Raw genomic sequence first — 5,178 nt, forward strand, 5'->3', positions numbered from 1 at the left:
CCCCAGCGCCGTTGAGTCCCCACGGTTGTTGAACCCCCACGGTCATTGAGTCCCCAGCGCCGTTGAGTCCCCACGGTTGTTGAACCCCCACGGTCATTGAGTCCCCACCGCTGTTGGGCTCCTACGGCCCCTGGGTGCTGCCCCTGTCCGGCTGCGCCCGGAGGGCGGCGTCGATCATGATCCCGGCAACGGCGGTCAGTTCGGTCCGGTCCGGCTCGGGACGGCTCTGCGCGAGCGCGCCGGCGAGCCGGTCGTAGAGCAGGCCGTCGATCCAGGCGAGCAGCAACTCCGCTGCCGCCTCGGGGGCGTCCGCACCCACCCCCGAGAGGAGGGTGGCGGCCCTGGCGCGGGCAGCGAGGCCGGCGGCGTGCAGTGCGGGTCGCAGGTCCGGCTGGCGGGCCGCCTCCAGGCTGAGTTCGAAGCGCGCGAGCTGGCGCTCGCGGGCGGTCGTCAACCAGTGGTGCAGGAGCGCGGCGAGGGTGTCAGCGGCGGAGCCCGCCGGACCACGTGGTTCGGGCTCACCCCCGGCGGCGCCTTCGAGATCGGTGAGATCGAGTTCGACCATGCGGAGATATCCGGCGTTGATCAGCGCCGTGCGGGTGCGGAAGTAGTACGACGTGCTGCCGGGCGGCAGTCCGGCAGCGGTGTCGACCGCGCGATGGGTCAGGCCGCGGAGGCCGTGGGCGGCCACGGTGTTGATGACGGTGTCGGCGATGAGGGTGCGGCGATCAGGACTGGACACCTCTGCACTCTACATGTGTAGAGTGCGAGTGTCCTCTACGGCTGTAGAGGTGGGGGCTCTTCGACTCCCTGCCCGAATCAGCCGCACACCTTCACCTGCCGGCGCTCGGCGACTGCGGCACCCGGCCACCACCCCTTCCGGGCTGTGCGCACCACACCCGACGGCGGCGGTGGCACGGGCGGGCCGTCGACGGCGCCGCCGTTCTGGCAGCCGCCCACCCCTCCGCATCGAGGAGCACCCGTGACCGCGACCGACTCCCGGCCAGCCGCCCCGTCCATCACACCGTCCACCCGCCCTTTCCTCCTGGGAGCCGCCGGTTTCGTGCTGGTGGGGGCCGGACATCTCGTCTTCTCCGCCGCGGCGGCCCTGGCCGACCGGACCCCGCAGCAGGAGGCCACGGACGCAGTGATGCGGGACGCGACGGTCACCCTGCTCGGTCTGGAGCGCAGCACCCTTGAGGTCTTCCACGGCTTCAGCATCGCCATGGCCCTGTTCGCCATCGCCTGCGGGCTGCTCGCACTGACCGCCGTCCGCCTGGCTCCCGAGTTGGCGCGGCGGCGCAACGCCTTCGGCTGGACGGCTCTCGCCACGTCGCTGGGCGGCCTGGCCGTGGCCGTCCTCCTGCTCCCGCCGCCGCCGATCGTGGTCCTCACCCTGACCAGCGGCGCCTTCGCGTGGTCGCTGCACCGGGCCGCCCGCTGACCCCCCGGCCCACGAGGCGGCGGGCAGGGCACCGGAAGGCGGCCACGCGTGTGGGAGCACCCGCACCGCGGGAACGCACCGCGGGAAGGCCACCGACTTCCGCACATGTGCCCCGCCCGTGCCTTGTGTGCCGCGGTCTGCCCCGGCCGGTGACGGCGGAGGTACCGTCGCGGAACGCGAGACGCGGGCCAGAACCCGGAACCCGGAGCCCAGAACCGAGGGGTGAGCGCATGGCGCGGAACAGAAGGGCCGCGGCGTTTGTCGCCGTCACCGTGCTGCTGGCCGGGTGCGGCGGGTCGGACGGCGGGGACGGCGGCTCGGCGAACGACCGGCAGACGTCCTCGAAGCCGGCGAAGGGAACCCACTGGGCCTACGAGGACGTGGCCAGGGACGCCAAGGGCAGCTTCCACGACGTGGTCGCCCTGGCCGCCGACGACATCTGGGCGACGGCCGTGCTGCGGACGGGAGGTGGAGCGGAAGGCCGCCCGTACCTCTTCCACTACGACGGCCGCGAATGGCAGCGGCAGGACATGCCCGCGGAACTGGACGGTGCGGTCCACCACGCCCGGTTCGCGGCCTCCGGCCCGGACAACATGTGGCTGTTCGGGGAGGGGAACGGGGCCGCCCAGGAGACCGGTCCCGGCATCGCCCGCTGGGACGGCTCCCGTTGGCACCGCGTCCCGAAGCCTCTCGGGCCACTCGGCACACCGGTGGTGTTCGGCGCCGACGACGTGTGGGGCGCGTCCGGGCACCACGCGCGGCACTGGGACGGCAAGCGGTGGAACACCGTCCGGCTCCCGGCGACCGCCGGCGCACTCGACGGCCGGGCGACCGACGACCTGTGGGCGGTCGGCCACCGCACCAGCGGTGCCGGCGTCGACGGCGAGCAGTACTCGCAGCCGGCCGCCATGCACTGGGACGGCCGGACGTGGACGCTGACCGACACCCCGACCTACCGCTTTCCCGACCCGCAGCCACCCGAGGCGTCCGCGGGGCTTGACCGGGTGAGGGCGGTCTCCGCGGACGAGGTGTGGGCGGACGGCCTGTTGTCGTTCAACCACGGCGAGGTCGAGAACGAGCCGCAGAACAGGTCGTTCACCCTCCGCTGGGACGGTACCCGGTGGACGGACGTCACGGACGCGGCACCCGGCTGTGACGACGGCCGCGACCCCGCCCCGGACGGCCACGGCGGTCTGATCTACCTGAACCGATGGCACCTGACGAGCGAGGGCGTCTGCCGCAAGACCACCCGGAGCACGCTGCCGGCGACCGGCGGCATCACCCGCCAGGCGCGGCAGTCGCTCTGGTTCGACACGGTCGTGCTCGTGCCGGGGACCCGGAAGCTCATCGCGGCAGGGCACATGCAGGTCAACCAGAGCGGCAACCCGATGTCCAAACCCCTGCTCGCCACGCTGGAGCTGCCCTAGACGTGTTCTCCGGGGCGGGCGAGCGCGCGGTCCCGGAGGTGGTGGACGAGCGGCTTCGGGTCGTCCCGGAGGGCGCCCTGACCTGGGCCGTCCCCGGGACGGCCCAACTTCGACGCCGTGGGACCAGCTTGCGGCCCTGGGACGTCCCAACCTGCGTGTTTCCGGCCGATCAGCCGTCGCGGCCCGTGGCGTACTGGTGCCGAAGCGAGCCGCGTCGGTGCGGTTCGTGCGGATACGGAACAGGGAGCGTCATGAAGTCACGCAGGTCACTGGTCGGTTCGGTCGTAGCCGCCACGGTTCTCAGCGCGGGCCTGATCGGGACGGCGGCCCCGGCGTACGCGGCGCCCGGCAAGGCCGTGGGCTCGTGTGTCAAGACCACGCCGCACAACAAGGCCGGCAGCTACACGGTCCAGGTGACCAACAAGTGCAAGAAGACCGTCCGGGTCAAGGTCGTCATGAAGCTGGGCAAGGACCACCCCTGCACGTCGATCAAGGCGGGCAAGAACAAGTTCTTCCACAGCAAGGGCCTCGCCACGTGGAAGAAGACCGTCTACTGCTGAGCCCGGTCCGTCGCCCGCTGAGGTGACGACACCGCTGACGGCGGGGTCCGGGGTGTGGCCGCACCACGCCCCGGACCCGTCGGCGTCAGCGGTCGGTGGCGCGGGTGAGGAAGGCGGTCCAGGTGGCCGGTTCGAGGCGGAGCCGCGGGCCGCCGGGACGGGTGGAGTCCCGGACGTGCACGGCGGCCGACGTCACGGCCACCTCCACACAATCATTGCTGTCGCTGGGGCTGTGGCTGCTCTTGAACCATCGCAGCGGGCTGCGGCCGTCGTCTCGAACGGGAGCGGTCATGTCTCTCCAAGCGCCTTGTGGATGAAGGTCAACGACTCCACGGGCGTGAGGACCTGGGCCCTGAGAATCCCGTACCGCAGCTCAAGGATCTGTATCTCTCTCGGGTCGCTGACGAGTCGGCTTGAGAGCTGCGCCTCCGAATAACCTAGCGCCGAACCGTCGTTCAGCTGTAGGACCTGGATCTGGCCACCCATGCCCGCGTGGTCCTCCCGATCGGTCGGCATGACCTGTAGCTCGACGTTGCGGAGTTCGGCCAACTCCAGCAGGTGTTGCAGCTGGCGGCGTAGTACCGCCTTGCCGCCGAGCGGCCTCCGCAGCGTCACCTCCTCCATGACGAAGCTCAGGGCCGGGGGCGGCGTCCTGTCGAACACGATCCGCCGGGCCATGCGGGCGCTGACGTGCCGCTCGACCTCGGCCTCCCCGTACACCGGGCGGCGAACGCCGTGCTGCACGGCCGGGTCCCGGGACGGGACTTCCGCCTGGACCTCACGGTGACGGGGGAGGTGCTGCGCATCGCGGTGACGGATGCCCGGGGTGACCGCATGCCGCTCGCAGCCCAGGTCCGGTCGGCCGCCGGTACGCCGGGTTCCGCTTCCAGGGCCGACGCGGACCCGCGCCCGCGCCCGGATTCGGAGTCGGGGCGCGGGCTGCTGCTGGTGTCCGTGCTGGCGGACCGCTGGGGAGCGACCGCGGGGCCGGTGCCGCGTAAGACGGTGTGGGCGGAACTCGATGTCGCGGGCTGACGTGGCGCGGCGCTGATCGTTGGTGCGGCGCGGCTGCCGACCGTCCACCGGGCCGTGGCGGGTCGCGTTCCGGTCCGTGGGGGAGTGGCGGCCGGGGACGTGGCGGGGCCCGGGATCACCTACCGAAGTACGTGAAGAAGAGAACAAGGAACCCACCCACCTACCGGCCGACCGTCCGGGACGTCACCCACAGGGGTGAAGAAGGGCTGCTGAGGCGGGTGCGGCGGTGCGCGGCGGGAGTAGGGTCGCCGCGACCGCACACAACCGCACATACAACGGCCCCCGCCGGGACGGCAATCCCGGACGAGGGCCTGACCACCGAGGAAGCAGGACCTTCCTGATGGCTGAACCGCAGCCTAGCGCGCCCTCACGCGCGCCGTATTCCGTTCCGTCGCACGGCGTGACGCACGTCCGCGCGCGGCACACCGACCGCTTCACGATCGTCGGCAACCACCTCGCCCAGCACGCCGAACTGACGCTGACCGCCATCGGGCTGGCCGTGCACATCCAGTCGTTGCCGCAGGGCGCCCGGGTGGACATCAGGACGCTCGCCGGCCGCTTTCCCGAGGGCGAGACCCGTGTCGCCGCCGCACTGCGGGAACTGGAGGCGCACGGCTACCTGGTCCGCACGCGGGTGCGTCTGCCGAGCGGCCGCATCGTCACCCGTACCGTCGCCCACCAGCGCCCGGTGCCGTGCCCGGCCGGGCGCACG

Annotated in this window: 7 protein-coding genes and 1 pseudogene; 5 read left to right on the forward strand and 3 right to left on the reverse strand. The window is 72.2% G+C overall.

Features of this window, described 5'->3' with window-relative positions:
- Window positions 1-121 precede the first annotated feature (121 nt).
- Window positions 122-742 (reverse strand): TetR/AcrR family transcriptional regulator, encoded by a 621-nt coding sequence (locus tag ACYVE9_RS07925; RefSeq protein WP_461027023.1) that lies wholly within the window; start codon window positions 740-742, stop codon window positions 122-124.
- Between the two features lie 240 nt (window positions 743-982).
- On the opposite strand from ACYVE9_RS07925, the gene ACYVE9_RS07930 reads away from it, so the two are divergent.
- The 3 genes from ACYVE9_RS07930 to ACYVE9_RS07940 all read left to right on the forward strand — a co-directional run bounded on the left by ACYVE9_RS07930 (window position 983) and on the right by ACYVE9_RS07940 (window position 3,431).
- Window positions 983-1,444: an LIC_13387 family protein gene (locus ACYVE9_RS07930; RefSeq protein ID WP_461027024.1), complete on the forward strand. Its 462-nt coding sequence runs from the start codon at window positions 983-985 to the stop codon at window positions 1,442-1,444.
- 230 nt (window positions 1,445-1,674) lie between these two features.
- Window positions 1,675-2,871, forward strand: coding sequence for a hypothetical protein (locus tag ACYVE9_RS07935; protein WP_461027025.1), 1,197 nt, complete (start codon window positions 1,675-1,677; stop codon window positions 2,869-2,871).
- A gap of 251 nt (window positions 2,872-3,122) precedes the next feature.
- Window positions 3,123-3,431 carry a hypothetical protein gene (locus tag ACYVE9_RS07940; RefSeq protein ID WP_461027026.1) on the forward strand — a complete coding sequence of 103 codons (309 nt, stop codon included), beginning with the start codon at window positions 3,123-3,125 and terminating at the stop codon, window positions 3,429-3,431.
- An 85-nt stretch (window positions 3,432-3,516) separates the two neighbouring features.
- Here the strand turns inward: ACYVE9_RS07940 and ACYVE9_RS07945 are convergent, their stop codons facing one another.
- Together ACYVE9_RS07945 and ACYVE9_RS07950 are read right to left on the reverse strand one after the other, a co-directional pair.
- Window positions 3,517-3,723 carry a DUF397 domain-containing protein gene (locus ACYVE9_RS07945; RefSeq protein WP_461027027.1) on the reverse strand — a complete coding sequence of 69 codons (207 nt, stop codon included), beginning with the start codon at window positions 3,721-3,723 and terminating at the stop codon, window positions 3,517-3,519.
- The gene (locus ACYVE9_RS07950) at window positions 3,720-4,175 is read right to left on the reverse strand and encodes a DUF5753 domain-containing protein (protein ID WP_461027028.1); all 456 of its coding nucleotides are present in this window, start codon (window positions 4,173-4,175) and stop codon (window positions 3,720-3,722) included. Before ACYVE9_RS07950 ends, ACYVE9_RS07945 begins: the two co-directional genes overlap by 4 nt.
- On the opposite strand from ACYVE9_RS07950, the gene ACYVE9_RS07955 reads away from it, so the two are divergent.
- Both ACYVE9_RS07955 and ACYVE9_RS07960 read left to right on the forward strand, forming a co-directional pair.
- Window positions 4,122-4,466 carry an ATP-binding protein gene (locus tag ACYVE9_RS07955; protein WP_461027029.1) on the forward strand — a complete coding sequence of 115 codons (345 nt, stop codon included), beginning with the start codon at window positions 4,122-4,124 and terminating at the stop codon, window positions 4,464-4,466. The two genes, ACYVE9_RS07950 and ACYVE9_RS07955, sit on opposite strands and share 54 nt — an antisense overlap.
- A 340-nt stretch (window positions 4,467-4,806) precedes the next feature.
- A pseudogene (locus ACYVE9_RS07960) lies at window positions 4,807-5,178 on the forward strand (helix-turn-helix domain-containing protein); the annotation flags it as partial.

It is taken from the genome of Streptomyces sparsus, from assembly GCF_054776295.1.